The sequence below is a fragment of the Marinobacter sp. M3C genome (assembly GCF_023311895.1).
Taxonomy (GTDB): Bacteria; Pseudomonadota; Gammaproteobacteria; order Pseudomonadales; family Oleiphilaceae; genus Marinobacter.
This window is the reverse complement of the sequence record NZ_CP092284.1, coordinates 2,705,239-2,727,075: the sequence shown is the minus strand read 5'-3', so window position 1 is coordinate 2,727,075 and position 21,837 is coordinate 2,705,239. Positions and strand designations below refer to the sequence as shown.

Here is a 21,837-nt window from a genome sequence, read left to right as displayed (position 1 = left end):
TCGCTTCTATCGTAATTCAATGATTGCTAAGTTGAAACCTCGGTTTTAATTTGGAGAAAGCAAATGTCCTCTTATATCGTTGGGAAGCTTGACCTACGTAACGTTGATTTTAGCGAAGAAATCGAGTGGCTTAACAGTTTGCCTAAAATCCATGAAGAATATGATGAATTTGCCCAAGGGCACTGAGCATAATAATCATGTGGCAAAATACTCGATTAGATTTGGCTCGTATGGCACCGTTGTTGTTTCTATTAATGTGGAGTAGTGGTGCTATTTTCGTTAAAGCGGGCCTCCAAGAAGCCTCTGTTCTCTCCTTCCTCCTGGTAAGGTCGTTGGGCGCTTTATTGGTTATGATCTTAATGGTCGTGATATTCAAAAAGGGCGAAGTTCGGAGTCTCCAATTACTGACCTGGAAATCATGGCTCAACATTGTTCTTGTGGGTATATTTCTCCAGGTTTTATATCAGGGATTTTTCTTTAGTTCAATCGCATACGGGCTCTCCCCTGGGATGCTTGCCATCGTTCTCGGCTGTCAACCATTACTGACGCCGTTACTTGCTTTTGAACGAATCGGGGTTAAGGGATACTGTGTATTGCTTTTCGGTTTCACTGGCCTGGTAATAGCCATCCTCGGGGGCGGAAAGATTGATGTGATTACCCTACCCGGAGTTATTTCTGCGCTCTTGGCCGTATTGGCAATGACAATAGGTACTATCTTGCAGAAGCGGACACACGTTAATGTTATTGGCTCAGTGCTCGCTCAATATTGTGTTTCCTCATTTGTATTTACAATGGCAGTTTTACTTTTTAGTTTCGAAGTCAATCCAAGTCTTCAGTTTGTCTTTTCGGCTATTTGGATGATTCTAGTCGTTTCAGTGGGTGCGATACTGCTGCTGGTTTTTATGCTCAACAATGATAAGGCTAGTAAGGTTGCAGCTCTATTTTTCTTAGTTCCAGTAATCACTTATACCCTAGATTATTTGGTATATGACACGCCGGTAACACTCATGACATTTGGTGGTGGAATTATGGTGGTCGCTTCATTGTTAATGTACCGAAAAATTGCCTAGTAACCGAAAATTCTCGAATGCAGCTTGACCATTGTAATGTCAAGTGGAAACGGTTCATGCAATGCCAATAGCATTTCTCGTGAACTCCAAGATAGCACTCTTCTCCACTTTCACTTAGGAGTTCCGTGCCCTAACTAAAAATTCATGACTTGATCCTATTTTGCGTACTCGGTCATGTGAGCACTTTATATTTCGTTCGACCTATAAAGGAGTGGAAACCATGGATTTGATAGGAACACTGGACTCTCCTTATGTCAGGCGTGTTGCCATCTCTCTCGAGTATTACGGCATCCGATACCGACATAAGCCCATCTCAGTATTTGATTCGTTTGACGAGTTCGCAAAAATAAATCCTGTCGTAAAAGCGCCAACAATTGTTCTTGATGATGGTGGTGTTCTGCTCGACTCAAGTCTGATCCTCGATTACTTCGAACGACAAAACCATACGGGGCGCCGCCTGATGCCAGACGAGCCATTAAAACAGGCGCGTGCGGTGCGAACAATCGGACTTGCTCTTGCAGCCTGCGAAAAGGCTATTCAAATTATCTACGAGAGAAAAATGCGTCCATTGGACAAACAATATAAACCGTGGGTGGATCGTATTACCGCACAACTTTTGGCGGCTTTTCGTGAACTTGATTACGAAATAGATAGCTCAAAACCATCGACAGACTGCTCTATTGAGCAAGCTGGAATCACCGTCGCTGTGGCGTGGTCTTTTAGTCAACGAATGTTGGGCGATATTGTCGTGGAAAAGCAATTTCAAAATATCAACGCATATGTGAGGGCTATCGAAAAACTACATGTATTTCAAACGATCCCGCTTTGTTCCACCCACAACATCGAAAGGGCGAAGAGAAAGGAAGCGCGTTTCAGACAGGCGCTGTTTCGATCTTAATGGGCTTTCAGAGAAAAGACGATGCGGAGGCGTTCCTGAGTCAGCTGCACCAGAGGTTGGATCGCTTTGGACTGTCGCTCAACGAGGACAAGACGAAGCTCATCCGCTTTGGACGCTTTGCCCGGAGGGACTGCGCGACTGCAGGGCTACCAAAGCCTGAGTCGTTCGATTTTCTGGGGTTTACGCACAGCTGCGCAGTCCTGCGTGATAGACGGACGTTCATGTTGCTGCGGCAAACATCTGTGAGCCGCATGCGACGAACGCTGCACAGCGTCAAGGACGGGGTATACCAAACAGGCATCGGCCGCTTCCACACGGAACTGGGAAAGCTCTGGATGAAAGCGCTGCGGCGCAGAAGCCAGCGCTACTGTCTCGTGTGGGCGCGCTTCGGTCAGTTCTTGCGAGACGCGCTGTCACAACCTAGAGTTGTGCATCCTTGGCCAAACAAACGATTTGACCGTTCTGATGCTTTAGCTACCAACGCAAAAAACTGTTTCATTTAATAGAGCCTTGTGTGGATGGCCGCCGGGTTTGCCATGCTCGAATCCGGTCTGGTACGCGCCAAGAACACCACCGAAATCCTGACCAAAAACATCGCCTTGTACGCCGTCGCCTGCACCATGTACATGGTGTGCGGCTACGCCATCATGTACGACGGCGCAATCTTGCTTTCGGGCATTGGCCAAACCGATACAGCTTCGGTTTTGACCGATTTCGCCGGCCGCGAAGACGGTTTCGAGGGCGCGGCCATTTACTCCACAGCCGCAGATTTTTTCTTCCAGGTGGTGTTTGTGGCAACAGCCATGTCCATTGTCTCCGGCGCAGTTGCCGAGCGAATGAAACTTTGGGCTTTCCTGGCTTTTGCGGTGGTGATGACCAGCGTGATTTATCCGCTGGAGGGTTCTTGGACCTGGGGTAGCAAAGACGTGTTCGGTCTTTATAACCTCGGTGATTTGGGCTTCAGTGACTTTGCCGGCTCTGGCATTGTGCATTTGGCAGGCGCCGCGGCGGCACTGGCAGGTGTGTTGCTTTTAGGTGCCCGCAAAGGCAAGTACGGCTCGAACGGAGAAATCCGCGCGATTCCCGGCGCCAACCTGCCCCTGGCGGCTTTGGGCACCCTCATTTTGTGGATGGGCTGGTTCGGTTTCAACGGCGGCTCTGTACTCAAACTGGGCGATATCGCCAGCGCCAACTCGGTCGCCGTGGTGTTTTTGAACACCAACGCAGCTGCCGCGGGCGGTGCCATTGCCGCCCTGATTACCGCTCGCATACTGTTTGGCAAAGCCGACCTGACCATGCTGTTGAACGGTGCTATCGCTGGCCTGGTGGTTATTACCGCCGAGCCATCCACACCCACGGCCTTACAGGCAACCCTTTGGGGCGCGCTTGGCGGTATCCTGGTAGTGTTTAGCATTATCGGTCTGGACAAGCTGCGCATTGATGACCCGGTCGGCGCCATTTCAGCCCACGGAGTTTGTGGTCTGCTAGGTCTGCTGCTGGTACCGGTGACCAACGATGGTGCCAGTTTCAGCGGCCAGCTCATAGGCGCTGCAACCATTTTTGGCTGGGTGTTCATGGCTAGCTTGGTAACCTGGGGCATTATCAAGGCGGTCATGGGCTTACGTGTTAGTGAAGAGGAAGAGTACGAGGGCGTGGATATTGCCGAGTGCGGCATGGAAGCCTACCCGGAGTTTGTTAGCAGCAAGTAGCAAAGCTGTGAACAGCAGTGACAAGGGGCGCCCATTTGGGCGCCCCTTCGCATTTTGAGGCATCCATTTTAGAAACCTGACACGTTTCCCGGGTTTAAGCTGATCGAAACTGCCACTTGAGCTAACATATGGCACAGATTCGGCCATCTAAGGATAGATGAAAGCAGCCATGAAGGACGCCACAGCCTTGAGCCATGAGGCTCAAACAACCACGTCGTTTTACCCTCACGCAGACCCCATTAATGCAGGTGCCTGTTGGTATCTCGTTGACCAGGCCAAGCACCCAGATGTTTTGCGCTTACTGTTTGAGCACGACGCCTCACCCATCTACGACTTGCCTTATATTCATACGCAATACCGTGAACAAGCATTTGATGGCCCGTTAATTATTAAGCCCACCACAAGCCAGAGTGAAAAATGGCTGCATAAATGGCTGGCAGAGGCCAAAGCTCTGGCTCTGCAGGGCCCGTTGCTGACATTAGAAGAAATACGCGATCATCTTATAAGCCTGAACACCGTTCGTACCCCTTATGGCGACAGCCTTTTTCGCTACGCAGACACGGCAACGTTTGGCAGCCTTGGTGCCTTACTGTCACACCAACAACGCCTGCGGGTTCTCGGCCCGCTAACCGCAATACATGGCGGCTATGCAGGTGCTAACTGGTCGCTGGAAAAAGACCACCCCCCGGCACATCCGACCGAAGCGAAAGAGCAGAACCCTCTGCCTCTTGAATTGACTCAGCAGAATCTCGCATCCGTAGAAGTGTATCGCCGCAATTTATTGGCAAAAGGTCTGGCAGATAACCACGATCTAGCAGCCCGAACGGTCTCCGACTGGTTCCAGCAACTGATAACACTCGGCGCACCTAATGAGCAGGGTTTGGTAGAAGCAGCCGGGTTGCTAATAAGCCGGGGTTTTACCCGCGCGCTGAGCGAAGCGGACCTTGCAACCCTACGTAAAACGAGGCAAAGAGCCTACTGGTCCAACACGCTGGACGCACTTGCAACATTAACGCATTCACAGGAAGGAACCTGAATGACACTCACTGGCAACCTGCCCTTCTCTCCCAGCACAACGCCTCTCGGCGCCCACGGCGCGCCCGTTTGCAAGCGCGAAACCGCAAACGTACTGTTGAGCCGCTCTGACACCTTGGGGCGACCAAGGGCTTTTATTGATGCCGGCAAAATCGAGGATGAGAGCGGTAGATCATTCACCGCCACGCTGCAAAATGGCACAGAGCATACGCCAGATAATGCAGAGGCTCGCTTCACCAAACTCCTTACGGGCAACGCACAGTGGTACGGGCCTGAGGAACCGAAGGGCGAGCATTTGATCGGGTTTGATACTGTAAGCGAGCAGCTTCGCTTTGCCCCGGGCCATACCCTTAGCGAAGGCGTAGAGCTAACCGTCATCCAGGGCGAGCGCAAAGCCAGAGCGATACACCTACCGCCACCGGTATTTATTAATCTGCGTGAAGAGGCCTCCCCATCTGAAGATTTGCTGACGGACGACCAACTGGATTACTTTCGGGCAAACGGCAACAACGCGCTTATCTTTATGCACGGTTACAACGTTCCTCATGGTGAGTGGGGGCGATTCTTGAAGTACGACGGTAGCCGAGAAGCCTACCACGGTAATGCGCCGTCATTCGCGAAAGCCAATACCTGGCATCCCAATAGAGCCACGGTCTGGCAGGATACGGCAGCACTGTCGGCGAATAGCTCCGTGTCGCTGGAAGACGAAAAGCTGAATGGTGGCGGCGCTCATAATTGGGCTGTTCATATGGAGTACCAGTTGAACCGCGCCGCAGGCTTCGACGGCGAAGACTGGATGCCCTATAGCCGCATCATTAACATTTCCTGGCCGGGGGATACCGGTTCCACCGATTTCATGCAGGCGGAGCTGAACGCCATGGCATCCGGGCGGCGCCTGGCTCCGCTATTGTTGCAGTTGGCAAATGCCGGCATTGCCATCAACCTGCTCTCTCACTCTCTTGGTGCACGGGTAGCGCTCACCGCCCTGAACATTATGGGCATCATCGGAAAACGCGATCTGGTTGACCACCTGTTTCTCTGGCAACCCGCCGTTGCCGACAATGCCCTCACCAACGACAGCAGCCGAGACGTGCATCCTTTGGGGCTGGGCGTGTTTCCTGCCGCCCATAGCGCAGCTCGCAAGATTGTGGTGCTGCATTCCCGTGGCGACGGCATTCTTGGGGCGGATAATAGTGAAGATGAGGCTTGGTGGCGAAAGGCTCTGTCATTCAAGCATCCAGTAGCAACTACCGCATGGGATCTCGCAACCGCCGACGACCCCATGGACGACGTACTCGGTAACTTGCGGGGAGCCTATGATAAAAAATGGTGGACCTTCCCGAGCTTTCTGGACAACGGGTTCGGGCCCGCCATCGAAAAGCTGTACACAGACTACTTACCACTCACGTTCGAGGCGTGGATGACTGCTCACCCCCAGCGATCTTTGGCCACACCCGAAACGCTCAAACAAACCGTTCAGGAAAACTGGACCCGGTTAGAAAAAGACATCCTCACCGAAGCAAACGCTTTATGGCAACCCTGTATAGATTGCCTGCGCAACGGCGAGCGGCCGCCTGACTACACCCTGCTCGCGCCATTGAACCATAACGCCAGCGTAAGCCCGCAAATGGCGAAAGATTATGTTCTGCGTTTAAAAAAGCTTGCTGCGAACAACTGGGCACCGGAACAACGGCCACGGCCTGCGTTGGGGTATGTGGGGTTTGAGGAAGTGACAGGCGAGACTGCCGGACCCTTTCGAGATAAATTCCTCGAAGATAGGTTATTGAATGAGTCCTGGCTAGTGGTAGATCAAAGTCGTTGGCTTTTTAGCCACTCTGGGATGCGGATTCCCACTCAAGAGTTGTTCGAAGAAGTCTATCAGCGACAAATCATGAAGAACCGATTGCTGGCAAATTCAAAGTTTGGACGTTACTGATGAGCAAATTCAATCTACGGGCGCTTTTGCTGCTGGGACTCACGTTGGCTGCAGGATACGGCTTGTGGCAAGCATATCATTCCTCCGGGCCGATCATGAGCGCCTCAATTTCCTCAAACGGGACATTCGCCATTACTGCTCACAAGGATCAGAAGCTGATTCTGTGGGATTTGGAAGGGCATAGACGAAAAATTATCAGTCGCAACGCCAATATCTACAGCGCATATTTCATCAAACGCCAGCCCATTTTCCTCTGGCAGGATCTCGACAATACGGTAACCGCCCAATCGGTAAACGGCGAGGTTAAAACAGCTTTTGAGCTAAACAAGCCCACCTATGGTCACCTCATGACTCACGATCTCAGCACCTATTATTACTCCGGCATTGGCTGGGGCATATTTCGGAGAACAGAAGACGGTTCTACAGAGACTCTGAAAGCAACCGATCGCAGGGCTTTTCTTGGCTATCACAAGCTCTTCAATCTCTCGATGGACGAGTCTGAGCAATGGATAGTTTCTGCAGGAAGTGGGGAGCCCAAAGGATTTGAACCACCTTATTATCGGTCGCTACAAGAAGTTCTGGATCAGGGTGCGGACTACCAGCACCTGTACAGCGTTGCTTTATGGAACCTCGAAACCGGACAGCCAACTGCCAAACTGGATGGCAATTCTTCTAAAACTCACGCCACCATTAGCCCCGATGGACAATGGGTAATCAGTGCGGATGAAAATGGAATCGGGTCGTTCTGGAACACTGACCAACCCGAAACCCGACATCGATTAGCGACATACGAAGGCGGTATTTATCTTGACGATGCGCCTTTTGAAGATGGCGATCCCAGAAAAAGCGATAAAAGTGAACTTATCGATGCACCCGCCGGCCTCAACAACTTCACCATCACCGTCGCCTTCATCCACAACAGCGAATACTACCTTCGTTTCGGCAACAACAGCCACTTCACCGCCCTGTTCAAAACCGGCAGCCCCTGGCCCGTGAAGTATCTTGATCTCGGCGAGTCACCCAAATTGGTCACCTACGGCAGTCAGTACGACCGCAACACCGCCATCGCCACCTCACCCGAATCGGGCACCCTGGTGATGGGGCATCAATCGACCGGCGGCATCAGCGTGTACCAGTTTGACCCAGAAGAGCTGACGTTGGAGCGGGTTTGGGTGGTGAAATAGCATGAGGCGAAATGAACTCAGGGAAAAACAACCTGATCGATCACCTGTTTCTCTGGCAACCCGCCGTTGCAGATAATGCTTGGTGGCGATACGCCATACCACGACATCTTCGGGCAGCATCCAAAGCATGGGATCTCGCAACCGCCGACGACCCCATGGACGACATACTTGGTAAATTACGGGGGGCTTATGACAAGAAATGGTGGATCTTCCCAAGCTTTCTGAACAACGGTTTCGGGCCTGCCATCGAAAAGCTATACAAAGACTACTTACCACTCACCTTCGAGGCGTGGATGACCGCACACCCCCAGCGATCTTTGGCGACACCTGCGGGGCTCAAAAAAACCGTTAAAGAAAACTGGGCGAGGTTAGAAAAAGACATCCTCGCCGAAGCAAACGCTTTATGGCAACCCTGTATAGATTGCCTGCGCAACGGCGAACGGCCACCTGACTACACCCTGCTGGCCCCCCTAAACCACCAAGCCAGCGTAAGCCCCCAAATGGCCAAAGACTACGTTGTGCGTTTGAAAAAGCTTGCGGTGAATAACTGGGTTCCAGAGCAACGGCCTCGGCCTGCGTTGGGGTATGTGGGGTTTGAGGAAGTGACCCGGCGAGGTGCGACAGGATTCGATGAATTTATCGAACAGTCGCTGGATGACGAAAAGTTCAGCCCTGTTGATCAATCAAAATGGCTTTTTAGCCACTCGGGTATGCGGATTCCAAGTGATGAAGTGTTCGATCGCTCTTACAGAGCAGAAATTATACGTCGTATATCAGACGAAGGAGTGGGTTTTGGCCGTTATTAACGCTAACAAAGTGCGCTGGATAGGCGCGGTGCTTGGTGCCTTTGTGCTTATTAGCATCCTGCTGAACTCCAACCTCCTGGGAGTCTGGGCTGGGCCGGTTATGTCCATGGGTGTATCGGAGTCTGGCCGCTATGTCGTCAGTGCCCACACAGACAACAAGCTCATTCTCTGGGATCTGCAAGAAAAACAGTGGAATACGTTGTCCGGTAAAGCCAACCTTTACAGCGCCTATTTTGTGCCGGGTCAAAACGCTTTTTTGTGGCAGGACACAGACAATACCGTTACTGCACAAACGGTTGACGGAAAAGTACTGAAGCGATTTCAGCACTTCCCAACCTACGGCCACGTTATCAGTGGCGATCTTGAGACCTACTTGTCTGCTGATGAGCATTGGAATGTGTTTTCTGGCTATGGGGACACAAAACGTACTGTCCTTAGTGATGGCATCAGCCCCAGCTTTTTAGGATCCGGCAAGCTGTTCAACCTCGCCATAGACCGAAACAACACCTTCTTTGTTACAGCCGGCGTCGATAGTGACCGCTCAGCAATCGCAGACCATTCACCAATGAATAGCAGCCAACGGTTTTCAAAATATGGGGGCGTCACACTTTGGGATGCGAAAACAAAACAGCCTGTTGCAAAACTCCGCGGAAACGCCTCCAAAACCCACGCCGCCATCAGCCCAAATGGGCGGTGGGTGGTCAGTGGTGATGAAGCTGGCAATAGTATCACTTGGCATACATCCAATCCTGAACACCGAATGCGAGCCGCACGTTACAACTCAGGACTGTATATTGATGGTCTTCCTGACGACCTTCCAGATTCTGACTACTTTGATAAGAGCGGACTGATCGAAGCTCCGCGCGGCGTTCATGATTTCACTATCGCCCTAGCCTTCATTCACAACAGCGAGTACTACCTCCGCTTCGGCAACAACAGCCACGTTGCCGCCCTGTTCAAAACCGGCAGCCCCTGGCCTGTGAAATACTTTGATCTTGGCGCGTCACCCAAACTGGTCACCTACGGCAGCCAGTACGACCGCAACACCGCCATCGCCACTTCACCGGAGGCGGGCATTCTGGCGATGGGTCACCAGTCTACCGGCGGCATCAGCGTGTACCAGTTTGACCCAGACGAGCTGACGTTGGAGCGGGTTTGGGTGGTGGAATAGCATGAGTTGAACTGCTCGGTAACTTGCGGGAAGCCTATGGTAAAAAATGGTGGACTTTCCCGAGCTTTCTGGATAACGGGTTCGGGCCTGCCATCGAAAAGCTGTACAAAGATTATCTTCCACTGAGAATTCTCGATCATCCTGACAGACCTTCTGGATCCTATGTCACAACGCGTGAAGGAGCTGATCGTCTTGACGCGGCTCTCAGCAGGATAAAAACCGAAATTCAAGAGAACTGGGCGCGACTTGAAAGGGACATTCTCACCGAAGCAATCGCTTTGTGGCAGCCCTGTATAGACTGCCTGCGCAACGGCGAGCGGCAGCCTGACTACACCCTGCTGGCCCCCTTAAACCACCAGGCCAGCGTAAGCCCTCAAATGGCCAAAGACTACGTTTTGCGTTTCGGCTCTGCGCATACTCCACCCAGAACGCCTTTAGGCAACAAAGGACTTTTAGAGTCTAGCTCATTGCAACATTGGGCAGATAGGGTGCTTGCGGCGATGGCGTGAGGCAGTGAGGTAGTTATCCTCCCATTTTTAGCGGGGGAAATTACCGTGGGAGATTGGGCGGCAGCAAGGGCCATCCATCGCCTAGGATGCCGTTTTCTCACTTTTTGCATAAACCACCAAGCGCAGATGGCGATCTGCGTCGATGGTCAGCGAAGTGTGCTCGAAAGCAACTACTTTATCATCCAGCCGAAGATTGCGCACGCCATTGCACGGTGCATGCACGTCGTGCTTTTGCCACCAGGTATGGAAGTCAGGAGACACCTTTTGCAGTTCGTCCACCAATTCTCGAATGTCGCTTTCCTGGGTAGCACGAGCATAGTTGCGCCGGAAGCTAGACAACATTCGTGGCGCTTGTTCTTCCCAGTCGGCAAAGAGTCTGCGAAGAGTTTGATCGGTGAATAGCATCCAAAGAAGGTTGCGTCTTACAGGCGCATGACGTTCGAAGTCAAAGAGGTGGTTGGCCGGTTCGTTGAAGGCCAGGACATCCCACCGCAGGTTCAACACGTAGGCTGGATGTGGGGCTAGGTCGCTCATTAGGCGGCGTATTAATGGCGGCACTATGCACCATGTCTTGCCCGGTTCGGTGGGCGGCCGTTCATGAGCCAGTAAGTACAGGTGGCGGCGTTCGGCTGCATCTAGCCTCAGCACCCTTGCCAAATTGTCCAGGAACGTGGCTGATACGCCTATGTCGCGGCCTTGTTCCAGCCAAGTGTACCAAGTCAACCCGACACCCGCGAGTGCTGCCACCTCCTCTCGGCGAAGTCCCGGCGTACGCCGACGTCCTCCGCTGGGCAGGCCTACATCAGTGGGCAAAAGACGCTCGCGACGTGAGCGCAAAAAAGTCGCGAGGTCGTCGCGAGTTCGTTTCAGGGTACGCATAGCTTACCTCGTTGCTTTTAGTAATAGTATAACTAGTTAAATTGTAATCGTTTAATAAAGATTTGAGAATGATCGCTTTATGACTCTGGAGATGCAATATGAGCGTTGATTCTCAATTTTTCACAACGGCTGTCGTCCCCCCAAAACGCGCCCCGTGGCTGGGTCTGTCCGTTCTGTTACTGGCTGGCTTCGTCACCATCTTTGACCTGTTCGTGGTCAATGTGGCCATTCCCAGTATGCAGGCTGGGCTGGGCGCAAGCTTTGCACAGATAGGTTTCATCGTGGCCGGCTATGAGCTGGCTTTTGGTGTTCTGCTGATTACCGGCGGGCGGCTGGGAGACCTGTTCGGACGCCGCCGGTTGTTCATCGTCGGCATGGCCGGCTTCACTGTGGCTTCGGTCTTGTGTGGGCTGGCCCCCAGCGCCGGCCTCCTAATCGGCGCACGGGTGTTGCAAGGGCTGGCTGCCGCATTGCTGTTTCCGCAGGTTTATGCATCCATCCGCGTCAACTTCGATGGCGACGACAGCCGCCGTGCCTTCGGCCTGCTGGGGATGACTCTGGGCCTGGCGGCCATCGCCGCGCAGGTACTGGGCGGATGGCTGGTGTATGCCGACTTGTTCGGGCTGGGCTGGCGTAACATCTTTCTTATCAATGTGCCCATTGGCTTGTTCGCCATCACCGCCGCAAGGTGGATCCCAGAATCCCATGCGCCGCAGCGCCCGACTCTAGACTGGACGGGAGTGGCTCTGGTCAGCGCCGGCCTGGCGCTACTGCTGGTGCCTTTGATCGAGGGTCCGGGGCAAGGCTGGCCAGTATGGAGCCTATGGTCGCTGGGCGCGGCGGCGGTGCTGCTTGCGCTGTTTTATCGGCAACAGGAGCAACGGCGAGTATCCGGTGGATTGCCGCTGGTGGACATGCGACTGATGACCCAGAGCCGCTTTGCACTGGGTGCATTGCTGGTGCTGCTGGTCTATTCCACATCCAGTTCTTTTTTCTTGAGTTTTGCCTTGCTGGTGCAGACCGGGTTGGGCCTTGACCCTTTCATGGCGGGCAGCATCTTCGCGCCGTGCAGCGTGGGCTTCGTCCTGGCATCACTAGCCGCGCCTCGGCTGGTGGCACGATGGGGAACACGCGCCATTCTCGGGGGCGCGTTGATCTACGCGATTTCCATCGGGCTGTTGATTGCGCAGGTGCAGAAGGCAGGCGCGGAGTTGGTGCCGGTGCGCCTGATTCCCATGCTAATTGTGATCGGAGCCGGTCAGGGCTTCATCATGACGCCGCTACTGAATTTGGTGCTCGGCTTTGTCAAAGAGAACCAGGCCGGTATGGCGGCGGGTGTGATTTCTACCGTTCAACAGGTTGGTGCGGCGCTGGGTGTAGCCGTGGTCGGTATTCTGTTCAGTGCAGCGTTGGCTACAGGCGATGGTGCAGCAGTGCAAGCGGGCCAATACACCTCGGCCTTTGTCGCGGGAATGCTCTACAACCTGGGCGCTGCGATGCTTGTTTGTCTGTTGTTGCTTATGCTGGCAAGGGCGCAGAGATCGGCGAGCTGACAACAGGCAGCAAGTAATGGTGTTTCGGCACCACCTCGGCAAAAGCGTCTGACAAAGCATCCAGGCTAGCTGTCACCTTGGTGGAAGCATCGGCTTCCAGTGTTTTCAGCAGTGAGAGAGCACAGGTAAGCCGATTGGATCTGGTTACGCCGCTCATGCATCCAGCCCCTTCATGCCTTCATCGGTATAGCGCCCACCGGCCACCTTCAGTTCCGATACCTCGGCTTCCAGTGCTGTAATCTCATCTGGTGACAGCACTACATCGACGGCCTCAACGTTTTCTTCGAGGTATTTCAGTCGTTTGGTACCGGGAATCGGCACGATATGGTCGCCCTTCGACAATAGCCAGGCGAGTGCAATCTGCGCTGACGTGCAGTCTTTGGTTAACGCCAGCGAGCGCACGACATCGACAATACGGCGGTTAGCGTCGATGTTTTCCGCCGAAAAACGCGGCAGGTTTGCGCGGAAGTCGCCGTCGGCGAAATCACTCTGACCATCGAATGTGCCGGTAAGAAATCCCCTGCCAAGGGGCGAATAAGGCACGAACCCAATACCGAGTTCACGGCAGGTGGGCAGAACGTCCGACTCGACATCCCTGGACCAGAGCGAGTATTCGGTCTGCACCGCAGCGACCGGATGAACGGCGTGGGCGCGGCGCAGCGTGGCCGCGCTAACCTCGCTTAGGCCAATATGGCCGATCTTGCCGGCGCGGACTAGACTGGAAAGCGCCTCCATAACTTCTTCAATGGGGCGGCTGCGGTCGATTCGGTGAACGTAATAAAGATCAATCCGCTCGACCCCGAGGCGGCGCAGTGAAGCCTCGCAGGCTGCCCTGGCATACTCAGCGCTGTTGTCAATTGTGCGGGCATACTCACCGGGCTTGCGTACGATTCCGAACTTTGTGGCGATTTCGACTTGCGGCTTCCGTTCCCGCAAAAAGCGCCCTAACAATTCTTCATTATGATGCGGGCCGTACATGTCGGCGGTGTCGAAAAAAGTTACGCCCAGATCGGCGGCGCGGCGCAGCACCTGCATCGATTGCACATCGTCCCGTGGACCGTAAAATTCACTCATGCCCATACAGCCAAGGCCGAGGGCAGAAACGTTTAAACCGGGGGCGAGAGACCTGCGTTGCATGATGATGCTCCTTTGTTGGATTCTGCATCATCATGACTTTCCGATATCGGCTAATCTACAGTCTATAATGCAAATCTGATTTTCATTTTTGGAAAGCTTATGACTGAACGCCTGAACTGGGATGATGCACCGGCTTTTCTTGCGGTCGCACGCACTGGAACCCTGACCTTTGCCGCCAAGTCTCTCGGCACCGGTATCGCGACTGTTTCGCGGCGAATCGCGCGGCTGGAAAGTCGTCTTGGCGTGCCACTCTTTGTGCGGCACCAGTCCGGCTATCGTCTGACCGATCAGGGCGCGACCCTGCTGCCTAGAGCCGAAGCTCTGGAGCAGGCCATGGGAGCATTTCGCGCCCAGGCGGCGACGGAAACAGAGGCCATTGGACATGTTCGGTTAGCGACGGCTGAGAATCTCGCCAATTCGATCATTATCCCGGGCCTTGCCCCACTGCTTGCGCGACATCCCGGTTTAAGCATCGAGATTTTGACGGACGTAAGTACCATCAACCTGCACGGCCGCGACGCGGATCTGGCGTTGCGCATGGTGCGCCCTGAGCGCGGCAACGTCAGCGTTCGCCGTGTTGGCACCTTAGGTTTTGGTCTTTACGGATCGCCGGAATATATGGCTGCGCGCGACACAGGGCCTGATGCGGGCCGTTTCGATGGTGATCGCTTCATTGGGTGGTCGGAACGTCAGGGTGGCCTGCCCGCAGCTCAATGGATTGAACGCACCTTACGTGGCCAGATGCCTGTGGTTACTACCACAACATTGTCCGCGCAGCTAAGCTCCGCGACCGCCGGGTTGGGCCTGGCAATTTTGCCACATTTTCTGGCCCGCGAGGCGGGTTTGCGGGAAGTGCCGCTTGAGTTGGAGTTGGATCAGCCAATCTGGCTGGCGCTGCACAGCGATTTATCCGCTTCGTTGCGCATTAGAGTCGTGGCCGATCATCTTGCGGAAATTGTCGAGCGTAATCATGAGCGACTGGCGGGGGTCAGGTAGGCGACTTGAATGACCTGCTGGATGTTACGAATGCTTATGATACGGTGTTTGGCTTGGACGATTGGGTTGAGTTCAACACTGTGCAAGGGACGATTTCGATGGAGTGCTTCCGGATTGACGAAAGTGGCTATACGGGATTTGGCCTTCTGAATCCCGAGCAATGCTTCCAGGGAGCAACTGCGGTTGCTATCACGGACGAGGACGCCGGACGTTTAATCAAGGAGTATTTTCTAAAGTTGCAGGCGTCAGAGCTTAAGTACCGAGCACTCGCACGGCGGCCAGGAAACCATTCCCGACTGCTTGGCTTGCAGCGCGAAATCTTGGCGAACTAAAAATGTCCTAAGAGCGATCGCAACGTCTGGTGTCACCATGGATGCAGCGTTCGTGGTGCTGCAATCGTTGATTAGTCGCATGAAGGAGATGGTTGCGGGGCCTTATTGTGTGGAGCACGATCAGTCTAAGAACCTGCTTGCCTATAATGATTTTTTGCAGCGCTATATCGACCACGAACAAAGCATCGAGTTCCGACAGACCGAAATTGCGCGCGTTAGATTTCCGCTCAAACTAACGGCCATGACTCAGGTCGATTCTAAGACCAGTCCGGCAGTGAAGTTGGCCGACGTAATGATCGGAGCCGCCATCGAAGCGGCGAATACCCTGGCGGGGCAGCGCACGGCAGGATTGAATGTTGATACTGTACTGGACTTGTATACCGATCATCAGTTCATCTAACGCCTTCGAACGATTTCGCTGAGCAGCATCGGTTCCGCCAAGGCACCCAGGCCGCTGAGCTGATCGATTGCTTCGCGACCCAATTCCACACTGGGGGAGGTCCAGGTTGAGCGCTATTTCGATGGTGCATTGTTTCAGTACATCAGTAATTTTTAAGCTGGAAAATACCAACATGCTGGCAACCACTCACGTCCCCTCCTATTTCCAGTTCTCAATGTGCCGGAGCACAGAGGTGACTTCAAAACGTTGACTGACTATGAAATAGAAGATTTTGCTACCGAGTGCCGACAACGCTAGAAGCTTGGCCAGTCACCTGTTGATAACTTGGTCAATACCATGGAAAGCAATGGCATTGTAGTTACTCGTGGCAGCTTGGGTTTCGCTAAAATGGATGGAGTCTCACGCTGGTCACAGGTGGATACCCGTCCTTACATCTTTCTTTGTGTGGATAAAACCAATGGCTTTAGAACGCGATTTGATTCCGCGCACGAGCTAGCCCATATCGTACTTCATAAAGCAGTTACTGATGCAGACTACCAGAAACACTACCACCTATTAGAAAAGCAGGCACACCGCTTTGCTAATGCTATTTTATTACCGGCAGCTTCTTTTGCTCGAGAAGTGCGGTATCCAACGCTGGATACTTTTCTGGCTCTCAAGCAAAATGGAAGGCATCTGCTGCAGCAATGATTCGACACAGGGCTGTCAGGATTTGGAAATCATAGGCGAAGATACGGCCTTACGGTTGTGGAAAGCACGTTCCGCCCGCGGGTTGGTACAACGTGAATCACTTGATGAAACGTTAGTATCTGAAGAGCCTAAATTGATCGAGCGTAGTGTCAAAATGTTGGTTGAGAATAAGATCTTGGAGAAAAATACTTTACGCCAAGTCTTGGGAATGCCTGCGGGTATTATAGAAGAGCTTTGTAATCTCCCCAAAGGCTATTTTGAGCAAGACGACACTAACAACGTCATCGAATTGCGCTTAAGGTCGAGTACCCAACAACGCTCAAATTCGCAACAGAGCAGTAACAGCGGTAGTCGAGTGATTCCTCTCGATCGAAAGTAGGAGCGCAAAGGGCTCGGAGACTTGCTTGCTAGTACCACGTAAGGCTCGAAAAGGTGAACATTCGTGACCTTACACTACACTTTTGAATAAGGCTTAGCGTGACTTTTGAATAAGGCTTAGCGTGAAAATAAAATGAAAAGTCACCATCTTTTTTTACATGGAAAACACACCGGAAAGGAGAGTGGTATCTTTCCGTTACCAACTTTATTTTTTTGTGCGAGCGAAGGCGCCCACTAGAATGGGCGTTAGGGGGCAGTTTTGTTACCGACTTTATTCCGATCCCACATTTCATTATGAATATCAAGTCATTAGAAACTTTCTTCTGGATTGCAAAACTGGGCAGTTTTCGAGCTACAGCGAAAAAGCTGTACGCTTCGCAACCAACGATCTCTGCCCGAATTGCAGGCCTGGAAAACCAGCTTGGTATAGAGCTGTTTGACCGGTCTGGCCGTAAGGCTGTGCTGACAGCGAAAGGCCGGCAGGTGCTCTCCTATGCCGAACAAATTCTCCAGCTTCATGCGGACTTGCTCGAGACTGTTGCCAGCCCGGATGCCATTCAGGGCACTATCCGGCTAGGTGTTGCAGAAACCATTGCGTATACCTGGCTCCCTGAACTGATAGAAAGGATTAATGAAACCTACCCAGCTATTAATCTGGAACTTGATGTTGATATCTCTATCAATCTGTCAGAAAAACTGCTGAAACGGGAGATTGATATTGCGTTTCTTATCGGTGAAGTAAAACAGGAGGGCTTTTTTAATATGCCTTTCTATAGCTACTCGCTGATATGGGTTGTCAGCCCGAAACTGACGTTACCCCCGGAACCCGTTAGCCTCTCCGAGCTGGCAAAAATCCCGATTATTACTTATCCAAGAATGAGTGAGCCTCACACCAACATTCGCACGCTGATCAATAAGATGGGCAGTTCCACTCAGATTCATTCCAGCTCCTCGTTATCCACCATTATCCGCATGGCTCTGGACGGTATCGGTGTGAGCGCCCTACCAAAGGAGATCATCACAAGAGAGCTCGCAACAGGGCAGCTCCGGGAGTTCAAGGTTGAGGCCAGCATTCCTGATCTGGTTTTCAATATGGCGTATTGTGCGGCACCAGGTGCAAATGTTGTGCGGGCCGTTGCGGACCTTTCTCGCAAGATCGTGGCGTCCAAGCCCCTATAAAGTCATCAATACTGCTGACTGATCAGCTTTATCTATCAAAGTTGATTCTAAAATTCGATTTGAACTAATCATTGGTTCTGCGCTAACTTTGATGAAAAGCAAAGTAAGGCAGAATCATGGTTTCGACGAATCACCCTCAGCGCTTTCTCACGCCCGGAGATGTCAGGTTGGCAGCACGTAATGGCTCGCTGGTAGGTTCGACAGCCGGAATGGCAAGCGGTTTTGTTCAGGTCAATCTGGTCATACTGCCAGAAGAGCAGGCCAATGGCTTTCTGCGTTTTTGTCAGGCAAACCCGAAACCCTGCCCGGTGCTCGCGGTCAGTGAGCCGGGTGAACGGCAGTGCGCTGTGCTGGGCGAGGATCTGGATATTGCCCGGGACGTGCCTTCTTATCGTGTTTACCGCAATGGCAAATTTGATGGAACGCTGAACGACGTTTCAGAGGTATGGCGTGGTGATCTGGTGACCTTTGCCATTGGTTGTTCGTTCAGTTTTGAACATGCCCTGCTGCAAAATGGCGTGCCCGTTCGCCACATTGAGGCAGGGTGCAATGTACCCATGTACAAGACCTCGATTCCGCTGCGACCGGCCGGTGGCTTCAGTGGGAATATGGTCGTATCCATGCGCCCCTTTCTTGCCGCAGCGGCCATTCGCGCTGTTCAAATTACCACGCGCTTCCCCCAAACCCACGGTGCTCCTGTACACCTTGGCGACCCGTCACTGATTGGAATCCTGAACCTGGGCTCACCTGACTACGGAGACGCGGTTTCTGTAGCGAACGATGAGATACCGGTTTTCTGGGCTTGTGGCGTTACGCCGCAGCAGGTCCTCATGGACTCGGGGATCGAATTTGCAATTACACACACGCCGGGCCATATGTTGGTCACGGACATTCCTGAAAGTCAGGTGGCTTTGTTGTGAGACCGCTGTAACACCAAAAAAACTAGAAGAGGAAGATGACAATGACAATGACTACAAGAAGATATCTTGTATCCGCAGTGACCGCCGCAATGTTGGTGACTGCATCACAGGCATCGGCTCAGGAACTGGATAAGACCAGTATTTCTTATGTCGGGAGCTGGAGCAGCTTGTCCCTGTACAAAAATTTCGAAAAGCCGTTCTGGCAGGAGCACATACCCGAAGCTTCTGACGGGCGGATCACAACCGAGGTGACTACTTTTGACCAGATGGGTCTGGGTGGAGGAGAAGTTTACCGCTTGATGGCGCGCAACGTGATTGAAGTGACCTCCACGGTGGCGGACTACGCAGTGGCAGATGCCCCTGAGATTGAAGGCCTGGATATGCCGATGATGGCTCCAGATGTGGAAACCGCACGAAAAATAGCAGAGGCCTATCGCCCCGTGCTTTCCGACGCCTTTGCCGAGCGCTTCGACAACGCAAAGGTGCTCGCCGTTGTTCCATACCCGTCCCAGGTGGTGTTTTGTAACACTGAAATCAAAGGGCTTCTGGACTTGAAAGGCAAAAAGATCCGCGCCAGCGGGCGCACTACGGCAGAGTTTCTGCAGGCTCTCGGTGCTGAAGGCATAACCCTGAATTACAGCGAAGTGCCGGGCGCATTGCAGCGCGGTGTTATCGACTGTGCGGTGACCGGCTCGCTCTCGGGCTACAGCTCTGGCTGGTATGAGGTGTCCACGCATCTTTATCCGTTGCCTGTGGGCGGCTGGGACTACGTGATCACCGCAATGAATGGCAAAAAGTGGGCCTCACTGTCTGCAGACACCCAGAACTGGCTGCAGAACGAGATTCAGGTCAACTATGAGGATCCCGTGTGGGAGTCTGCCGTTGAGGAGACTCGCGAAGGTATCGCCTGCTTGACCGGAAAGGGTGAGTGCGCGCGCGGTGAATCCGGAGATATGGTCCTGGTTGAAGCAACTGACGCCGATTTCACTGAAGTGTCTCGCCATCTTCAGGCAACATTGTTGCCCAACTGGGCTGGCCGTGTTGACCAAAAGTGGGTTGATCGCTGGAATGAGACGATCGGCAAGGTAACGGGTCTTAAAGCGGCCAAGTAATACTCTGGTCAGTTGAAAGAACGAGGGCTGTCACAGACAGCCCTCGTTCGCCTTGGAGAATCCTATGTTACAGCAGATCAATAGCGGGCTGGATCGGTTACTTGTCGGTGTAGATGTCGGATCACTGTGGATGGCCAGGGCCGGAGGTTTTCTTATACTGTTCACGGTCGGCCTCGTTACCACAGAGGTGCTTTCACGCAAAATTTTTGGTCGATCCGGTGTCCACGCCACCGAACTGACCGGCTACATCATGGCCATCAGCTCAAGCTGGGCTTTTGCCTACACGCTTATGCGCAAAGCTCACATCCGGATTGATGCCTTGTATCTGACGCTACCGATCAGTGTGCGTAGCGTGCTTGATCTGATTGCCCTGCTATCTCTTGCGCTCTTCTGCGTGCTTGTTGTGGGAGCAGCATTTGACGTTACCCTGCTGTCTTACACCGGCGGTGCCAGAGCAAACACGCCCCTTAGCACGCCTGTGTGGATACCCCAGGTACTGTGGCTGATTGGCCTTTTCTGGTTCAGCATTGCGGTTGTTCTGCTGTCTCTTCGCGTTCTTTTTGGCCTTTTAAGCGGCAACATCGAAGACGTGCAAAGAATTGCTGGCAGCCCAACGCTTGATGATCAGGTTGCTGAAGAGAATAAGGAAGCTGCCCGATGATTCTTATTTCGCTGGTTGTTTTGCTGGTATTGCTCGTGCTCAGTGTGCCGGTTGCCGCCACACTGATTGTGCTGGGGCTGTTTCTTGACGAGTTCTTTTCTCCCTTTCCGCTGATTAACGCGATGGGGGATGTCTTGTGGTCGGCGTCAGACAGTTTTCTGCTGATCGCAATTCCACTGTTCATATTGCTGGGTGAGATTCTGGTTCGAACCGGAATTGCCAAGAGTACGTACCGGGCGCTTGAAAGCTGGCTTTCCTGGCTACCGGGCGGGCTGCTTCATGCCAACATTGCCACCGCTACGCTGTTTTCGGCAACGTCCGGTTCCAGTGTTGCGACGGCCGCCACCATAGGCACGGTTGCAATCCCTCAGGGCAAAGCCATGAACTATGATCCGAAGCTGTTCACCGGCTCCATTGCCGCCGGTGGCACCCTCGGTATCATGATTCCTCCGTCGATCAACCTGATCGTATACGGCTTCCTCACGGAGACCTCAATTCCCCAGCTATTTGCAGCGGGGCTTATACCCGGCCTGTTGCTGGCGTTTCTGTTTGTGGTGGGCACGGCATTGATCTGCCTTTGGCGGCCCTCGCTTGGCGGGCCAAGCACGCATCATACCTGGCGCGCGCGGTTTTCAGGGCTGACAAGCCTGGTTCCGGTACTGGTGCTGTTCGGTATTGTTGTCGGCTCGATTTACGCCGGTTGGGCAACGCCCACGGAAGCCGCCTCCCTAGGTGTTATTGGCGCGCTTCTGATTGCGCTGTTCATGGGCAAGCTCAGCACGAGTGTTGTGATCGAAGCCCTTGACGGGACCATGCGGACAACCGGCATGATTGTGCTGATTATCATCGCCTCGTATTTTCTTAACTTCGTTCTGGCCTCGACAGGCATTACGCGTGAACTGAGTTCGTTTCTGGATTCAGCCGGCCTCGGGCCGTACATGACGCTCATGCTTATCATTGCTTTGTACATCGTTCTGGGCTTTTTCATCGAGACACTGTCTCTGATGGTGATCACCATTCCGATTGTCGCACCCATTATTATTGCATTGGGTTTTGATCCGGTCTGGTTCGGCATCTTGTTGATTGTTCTGATTGAAATGGCTCTGATTACACCGCCTGTGGGGCTGAATCTCTATGTGGTGCAGAGCGTCCGTCAGGGTGGCTCATTCAATGATGTGATGATCGGAGCCATGCCCTATGTAGGGTTCATGCTGCTCATGGTCGTGCTGCTTATTATTTTCCCGTCATTGGCGTTGTATTTGCCCGGGGTACTGACGTAATT

General features: G+C 53.0%; 24 protein-coding genes. 21 read left to right on the top strand and 3 right to left on the bottom strand.

Translation table 11 applies throughout. The features are described 5' to 3' along the window. Nucleotides 1-197: 197 nt before the first annotated feature. From MIH18_RS12865 to MIH18_RS12820, 10 genes are all read left to right on the top strand, one after another. A complete protein-coding gene (locus MIH18_RS12865) occupies nucleotides 198-1,070 on the top strand; it encodes a DMT family transporter (protein WP_249006886.1) in 873 nt (290 codons plus the stop codon). Nucleotides 1,071-1,290: 220 nt separating this feature from the next. Next, nucleotides 1,291-1,968 (top strand): glutathione S-transferase family protein, encoded by a 678-nt coding sequence (locus MIH18_RS12860; protein ID WP_249012557.1) that lies wholly within the window; start codon nucleotides 1,291-1,293, stop codon nucleotides 1,966-1,968. Then, on the top strand, nucleotides 1,968-2,471 hold the full coding sequence (locus tag MIH18_RS12855) for a hypothetical protein (protein ID WP_249006884.1): 504 nt from the start codon (nucleotides 1,968-1,970) through the stop codon (nucleotides 2,469-2,471). The genes MIH18_RS12860 and MIH18_RS12855 overlap by 1 nt, the downstream gene beginning before the upstream one ends. A gap of 15 nt (nucleotides 2,472-2,486) precedes the next feature. After that, nucleotides 2,487-3,677 carry an ammonium transporter gene (locus MIH18_RS12850; protein ID WP_249006883.1) on the top strand — a complete coding sequence of 397 codons (1,191 nt, stop codon included), beginning with the start codon at nucleotides 2,487-2,489 and terminating at the stop codon, nucleotides 3,675-3,677. 169 nt (nucleotides 3,678-3,846) lie between these two features. Beyond that, nucleotides 3,847-4,713, top strand: coding sequence for a DUF4123 domain-containing protein (locus MIH18_RS12845; protein ID WP_249012556.1), 867 nt, complete (start codon nucleotides 3,847-3,849; stop codon nucleotides 4,711-4,713). Continuing rightward, on the top strand, nucleotides 4,714-6,648 hold the full coding sequence (locus MIH18_RS12840) for an alpha/beta hydrolase (protein WP_249012555.1): 1,935 nt from the start codon (nucleotides 4,714-4,716) through the stop codon (nucleotides 6,646-6,648). Then, nucleotides 6,648-7,832: a WD40 repeat domain-containing protein gene (locus tag MIH18_RS12835; RefSeq protein ID WP_249012554.1), complete on the top strand. Its 1,185-nt coding sequence runs from the start codon at nucleotides 6,648-6,650 to the stop codon at nucleotides 7,830-7,832. The genes MIH18_RS12840 and MIH18_RS12835 overlap by 1 nt, the downstream gene beginning before the upstream one ends. An 11-nt stretch (nucleotides 7,833-7,843) precedes the next feature. Then, entirely contained in the window at nucleotides 7,844-8,638 is a 795-nt protein-coding gene (locus MIH18_RS12830) for a hypothetical protein (RefSeq protein WP_249006879.1), read from the top strand. Further along, nucleotides 8,625-9,809: a WD40 repeat domain-containing protein gene (locus tag MIH18_RS12825; protein WP_249006878.1), complete on the top strand. Its 1,185-nt coding sequence runs from the start codon at nucleotides 8,625-8,627 to the stop codon at nucleotides 9,807-9,809. Before MIH18_RS12830 ends, MIH18_RS12825 begins: the two co-directional genes overlap by 14 nt. A gap of 23 nt (nucleotides 9,810-9,832) precedes the next feature. Continuing rightward, entirely contained in the window at nucleotides 9,833-10,318 is a 486-nt protein-coding gene (locus MIH18_RS12820) for a hypothetical protein (RefSeq protein ID WP_249006877.1), read from the top strand. 81 nt (nucleotides 10,319-10,399) lie between these two features. On the opposite strand, the gene MIH18_RS12815 is transcribed toward MIH18_RS12820, so the two are convergent. Next, nucleotides 10,400-11,197, bottom strand: a complete 798-nt coding sequence (locus tag MIH18_RS12815) for a helix-turn-helix transcriptional regulator (protein ID WP_249006876.1) — start codon at nucleotides 11,195-11,197, stop codon at nucleotides 10,400-10,402. Between the two features lie 98 nt (nucleotides 11,198-11,295). Between MIH18_RS12815 and MIH18_RS12810 the strand changes: the two genes are divergently transcribed. Continuing rightward, nucleotides 11,296-12,750, top strand: coding sequence for an MFS transporter (locus MIH18_RS12810; RefSeq protein WP_249006875.1), 1,455 nt, complete (start codon nucleotides 11,296-11,298; stop codon nucleotides 12,748-12,750). On the opposite strand, the gene MIH18_RS12805 is transcribed toward MIH18_RS12810, so the two are convergent. After that, a complete protein-coding gene (locus MIH18_RS12805; protein ID WP_249006874.1) occupies nucleotides 12,716-12,907 on the bottom strand; it encodes a hypothetical protein in 192 nt (63 codons plus the stop codon). The two genes, MIH18_RS12810 and MIH18_RS12805, sit on opposite strands and share 35 nt — an antisense overlap. Next, nucleotides 12,904-13,887 carry an aldo/keto reductase gene (locus tag MIH18_RS12800; RefSeq protein WP_249006873.1) on the bottom strand — a complete coding sequence of 328 codons (984 nt, stop codon included), beginning with the start codon at nucleotides 13,885-13,887 and terminating at the stop codon, nucleotides 12,904-12,906. The genes MIH18_RS12805 and MIH18_RS12800 overlap by 4 nt, the downstream gene beginning before the upstream one ends. Nucleotides 13,888-13,986: 99 nt before the next feature. Between MIH18_RS12800 and MIH18_RS12795 the strand changes: the two genes are divergently transcribed. The 10 genes from MIH18_RS12795 (at nucleotide 13,987) to MIH18_RS12750 (ending at nucleotide 21,835) form a co-directional block, all read left to right on the top strand. Beyond that, a complete protein-coding gene (locus MIH18_RS12795) occupies nucleotides 13,987-14,883 on the top strand; it encodes a LysR family transcriptional regulator (RefSeq protein WP_249006872.1) in 897 nt (298 codons plus the stop codon). 5 nt (nucleotides 14,884-14,888) lie between these two features. Next, on the top strand, nucleotides 14,889-15,215 hold the full coding sequence (locus MIH18_RS12790; protein WP_249006871.1) for a hypothetical protein: 327 nt from the start codon (nucleotides 14,889-14,891) through the stop codon (nucleotides 15,213-15,215). 37 nt (nucleotides 15,216-15,252) lie between these two features. Next, nucleotides 15,253-15,615: a hypothetical protein gene (locus MIH18_RS12785; protein ID WP_249006870.1), complete on the top strand. Its 363-nt coding sequence runs from the start codon at nucleotides 15,253-15,255 to the stop codon at nucleotides 15,613-15,615. Between the two features lie 336 nt (nucleotides 15,616-15,951). Then, a complete protein-coding gene (locus tag MIH18_RS12780) occupies nucleotides 15,952-16,305 on the top strand; it encodes an ImmA/IrrE family metallo-endopeptidase (protein WP_249006869.1) in 354 nt (117 codons plus the stop codon). Next, complete coding sequence (locus MIH18_RS12775; RefSeq protein ID WP_249006868.1) at nucleotides 16,280-16,684, top strand: hypothetical protein; 405 nt, start codon at nucleotides 16,280-16,282, stop codon at nucleotides 16,682-16,684. Before MIH18_RS12780 ends, MIH18_RS12775 begins: the two co-directional genes overlap by 26 nt. Nucleotides 16,685-16,977: 293 nt before the next feature. Further along, the gene (locus MIH18_RS12770; protein WP_249006867.1) at nucleotides 16,978-17,862 is read left to right on the top strand and encodes a LysR family transcriptional regulator; all 885 of its coding nucleotides are present in this window, start codon (nucleotides 16,978-16,980) and stop codon (nucleotides 17,860-17,862) included. 116 nt (nucleotides 17,863-17,978) lie between these two features. Then, a complete protein-coding gene (locus tag MIH18_RS12765) occupies nucleotides 17,979-18,782 on the top strand; it encodes a putative hydro-lyase (protein ID WP_283164716.1) in 804 nt (267 codons plus the stop codon). A gap of 47 nt (nucleotides 18,783-18,829) precedes the next feature. Further along, nucleotides 18,830-19,894 (top strand): TRAP transporter substrate-binding protein, encoded by a 1,065-nt coding sequence (locus MIH18_RS12760; protein ID WP_249012553.1) that lies wholly within the window; start codon nucleotides 18,830-18,832, stop codon nucleotides 19,892-19,894. Between the two features lie 64 nt (nucleotides 19,895-19,958). Then, a complete protein-coding gene (locus tag MIH18_RS12755; RefSeq protein WP_249012552.1) occupies nucleotides 19,959-20,555 on the top strand; it encodes a TRAP transporter small permease in 597 nt (198 codons plus the stop codon). After that, nucleotides 20,552-21,835, top strand: coding sequence for a TRAP transporter large permease (locus MIH18_RS12750; RefSeq protein WP_249006863.1), 1,284 nt, complete (start codon nucleotides 20,552-20,554; stop codon nucleotides 21,833-21,835). The genes MIH18_RS12755 and MIH18_RS12750 overlap by 4 nt, the downstream gene beginning before the upstream one ends. Nucleotides 21,836-21,837 lie beyond the last annotated feature (2 nt).

Coding starts and splice junctions, on each gene's coding strand:
- MIH18_RS12860 (WP_249012557.1), top strand. CDS start 1,291: ATGGATTTGATAGGAACACTGGACTCTCCTTATGTCAGGCGTGTTGCC.
- MIH18_RS12865 (WP_249006886.1), top strand. CDS start 198: ATGTGGCAAAATACTCGATTAGATTTGGCTCGTATGGCACCGTTGTTG.
- MIH18_RS12800 (WP_249006873.1), bottom strand. CDS start 13,887: ATGCAACGCAGGTCTCTCGCCCCCGGTTTAAACGTTTCTGCCCTCGGC.
- MIH18_RS12775 (WP_249006868.1), top strand. CDS start 16,280: ATGGAAGGCATCTGCTGCAGCAATGATTCGACACAGGGCTGTCAGGAT.
- MIH18_RS12795 (WP_249006872.1), top strand. CDS start 13,987: ATGACTGAACGCCTGAACTGGGATGATGCACCGGCTTTTCTTGCGGTC.
- MIH18_RS12810 (WP_249006875.1), top strand. CDS start 11,296: ATGAGCGTTGATTCTCAATTTTTCACAACGGCTGTCGTCCCCCCAAAA.
- MIH18_RS12830 (WP_249006879.1), top strand. CDS start 7,844: ATGAACTCAGGGAAAAACAACCTGATCGATCACCTGTTTCTCTGGCAA.
- MIH18_RS12770 (WP_249006867.1), top strand. CDS start 16,978: ATGAATATCAAGTCATTAGAAACTTTCTTCTGGATTGCAAAACTGGGC.
- MIH18_RS12835 (WP_249012554.1), top strand. CDS start 6,648: ATGAGCAAATTCAATCTACGGGCGCTTTTGCTGCTGGGACTCACGTTG.
- MIH18_RS12840 (WP_249012555.1), top strand. CDS start 4,714: ATGACACTCACTGGCAACCTGCCCTTCTCTCCCAGCACAACGCCTCTC.
- MIH18_RS12750 (WP_249006863.1), top strand. CDS start 20,552: ATGATTCTTATTTCGCTGGTTGTTTTGCTGGTATTGCTCGTGCTCAGT.
- MIH18_RS12845 (WP_249012556.1), top strand. CDS start 3,847: ATGAAGGACGCCACAGCCTTGAGCCATGAGGCTCAAACAACCACGTCG.
- MIH18_RS12755 (WP_249012552.1), top strand. CDS start 19,959: ATGTTACAGCAGATCAATAGCGGGCTGGATCGGTTACTTGTCGGTGTA.
- MIH18_RS12760 (WP_249012553.1), top strand. CDS start 18,830: ATGACTACAAGAAGATATCTTGTATCCGCAGTGACCGCCGCAATGTTG.
- MIH18_RS12805 (WP_249006874.1), bottom strand. CDS start 12,907: ATGAGCGGCGTAACCAGATCCAATCGGCTTACCTGTGCTCTCTCACTG.
- MIH18_RS12765 (WP_283164716.1), top strand. CDS start 17,979: ATGGTTTCGACGAATCACCCTCAGCGCTTTCTCACGCCCGGAGATGTC.
- MIH18_RS12785 (WP_249006870.1), top strand. CDS start 15,253: ATGGATGCAGCGTTCGTGGTGCTGCAATCGTTGATTAGTCGCATGAAG.
- MIH18_RS12815 (WP_249006876.1), bottom strand. CDS start 11,197: ATGCGTACCCTGAAACGAACTCGCGACGACCTCGCGACTTTTTTGCGC.
- MIH18_RS12855 (WP_249006884.1), top strand. CDS start 1,968: ATGGGCTTTCAGAGAAAAGACGATGCGGAGGCGTTCCTGAGTCAGCTG.
- MIH18_RS12850 (WP_249006883.1), top strand. CDS start 2,487: ATGGCCGCCGGGTTTGCCATGCTCGAATCCGGTCTGGTACGCGCCAAG.
- MIH18_RS12780 (WP_249006869.1), top strand. CDS start 15,952: ATGGAAAGCAATGGCATTGTAGTTACTCGTGGCAGCTTGGGTTTCGCT.